This is a genomic window from Aromatoleum evansii (genome assembly GCF_012910805.1).
GTDB lineage: Bacteria > Pseudomonadota > Gammaproteobacteria > Burkholderiales > Rhodocyclaceae > Aromatoleum > Aromatoleum evansii.
Window position 1 is genome coordinate 1 of the sequence record NZ_WTVK01000151.1, and the last position, 1,742, is coordinate 1,742.

General features: G+C 71.8%; 3 protein-coding genes. 2 read left to right on the forward strand and 1 reads right to left on the reverse strand.

Annotation, left to right across the window (positions count from 1 at the left end; translation table 11 throughout):
- The gene (locus GO615_RS29590; RefSeq protein WP_369333972.1) at positions 1 to 84 is read left to right on the forward strand and encodes an SHOCT domain-containing protein; all 84 of its coding nucleotides are present in this window, start codon (positions 1 to 3) and stop codon (positions 82 to 84) included.
- Entirely contained in the window at positions 81 to 1,229 is a 1,149-nt protein-coding gene (locus GO615_RS27595; RefSeq protein ID WP_169133043.1) for a cysteine desulfurase family protein, read from the forward strand. The genes GO615_RS29590 and GO615_RS27595 overlap by 4 nt, the downstream gene beginning before the upstream one ends.
- A gap of 70 nt (positions 1,230 to 1,299) precedes the next feature.
- Here the strand turns inward: GO615_RS27595 and GO615_RS27600 are convergent.
- The coding region (locus GO615_RS27600) for a class I SAM-dependent methyltransferase (RefSeq protein WP_169133044.1) at positions 1,300 to 1,742 on the reverse strand (443 nt) is incomplete at its 5' end.

The window sequence follows — 1,742 nt, forward strand, 5'->3', positions numbered from 1 at the left end:
CTGGAGCTCGTGCAGGAACGCTACGCACGGGGCGAAATCGACCGCGACGAATACGAGCAAAAGAAACTGGACCTGGAGAAATGAGCACGAACCTGCCGATCTACCTCGACTACAACGCCACCACCCCGGTAGCCCCGGAAGTGGCCGACGCGATGCTGCCCTTCCTGCGCGAGCGCTTCGGCAACCCTTCGTCCTCGCATCCTGCTGGACGACTTGCCGCGCGGGCCGTCGGCGAGGCGCGCGACGAGGTCGCCGCCCTGATCGGCGCGCGCAGCGGGGAGATCGTGTTCACCGGCTGCGCCACCGAGGCCAACAACCTGGCGCTGCTCGGGGTCGCACAGGCGCTCGGCGACACCCGCCGCCATCTCGTCGTCAGCGCCGTCGAACACCCGGCCGTGATGGCACCGGCACGCTGGCTCGAGGCGAACGGCTGGAGCCTGACAGTGTTGCCGGTGGACGGCCATGGGCGCGTCTCCCCGGACAACGTCGCCCGGGCGTTGCGGCCGGACACCGCGCTGGTGTCAGTGATGCACGCCAACAACGAGGTCGGCACGATCCAGCCGGTGGCGGAGATCGCTGCCGTGACGCGCAGCCGCGGCATCCTGCTGCACACCGATGCGGCGCAGTCGGCGGGCAAGGTCGAAGTGAATGTCGACCGCCTCGGCGCGGACCTGCTCACGCTCGCCGGCCACAAGTTCTACGCCACGAAGGGCGTGGGGGCGCTCTACGTGCGCACGGGCACGCCGATCCGCCCGGTGCTCTTCGGCGCCGACCAGGAGCACGGCCTGCGCCCGGGCACCGAGAACGTGCCGGCGATCGTCGGACTCGGCGCGGCGGCGCGGCTCGCGCGCGAGCGCCTTCCCGAAGCGGGCGGACGCCTGCGCGGGCTGCGCGACCGCCTGCACGAGGCGCTGGCGCGCTCTGTTCCCGGACTCGTGCTGAACGGCCATCCGGACGAGCGGTTGCCGAACACCCTGCACCTGTCCTTCCCCGGGGTCACCGGGCGCGCGCTGCTCGAAGCGGCTGCGGAAGTGGTGGCCGCCTCGGTAGGCTCTGCCTGCCACTCCGAGCACGACGCGGTGAGCGGCGTGCTGGCCGCGATGTCGGTCGACGCGGCCCGTGCGCGCGGGGCGGTGCGCCTGTCGGTGGGGATGATGACGACCGGGGACGAGGTCGATCGGGCGGCGGCCGGATTGATCGCCGCGTGGCGCGGGCTGACGGCGCGATAAGGCCGATTTCGGGGCAGCGCAGGGGAACGTGGCTGTTCATGCGCAGCCGGGAAAGACGCCAAGTCACGGGTCACCCGACGTCGGCCGCCGCCGCGATGAAGGCTCCGCAGGCGGGCGCCAAGCGGCGCAGCGACCCCTCCAGCGCACGAGCCACGGCGCCGCCTCCCGGGAGCATGACCGGCGTGTGCCAGCGAGCGCCGCGGTAAGCACCATGGCCGCCGTGCTGGCCCTTTTCGAGCCACAGCAGGCTGTGGCGATTGAGCAGTCCGAGGGCGACGCGGCGACGCGCAACGCGCAGCATCTCGGAAAGCGCCGTCTGCGTTTCTTCGATGAAGCACAGCGCGGTGACGCTGACCACAAGGTCGAAGCTCTTGTCCGCGAAGGGGAGGCGCCGCGCATCCGCCAAGGCGTACGCGGCGCCCGGGTCGTGACGGGCGGCGTAGCGGACGGAGGCGCAGTCGATATCGGTGCCGGTCGCGAAGCCGGCGTGCATTGCCTGCGCCAGGCGCCGCG

Excerpts from the sequence above, each read along its gene's own strand:
- GO615_RS27595 (WP_169133043.1), top strand. The coding sequence starts at position 81 with ATGAGCACGAACCTGCCGATCTACCTCGACTACAACGCCACCACCCCG.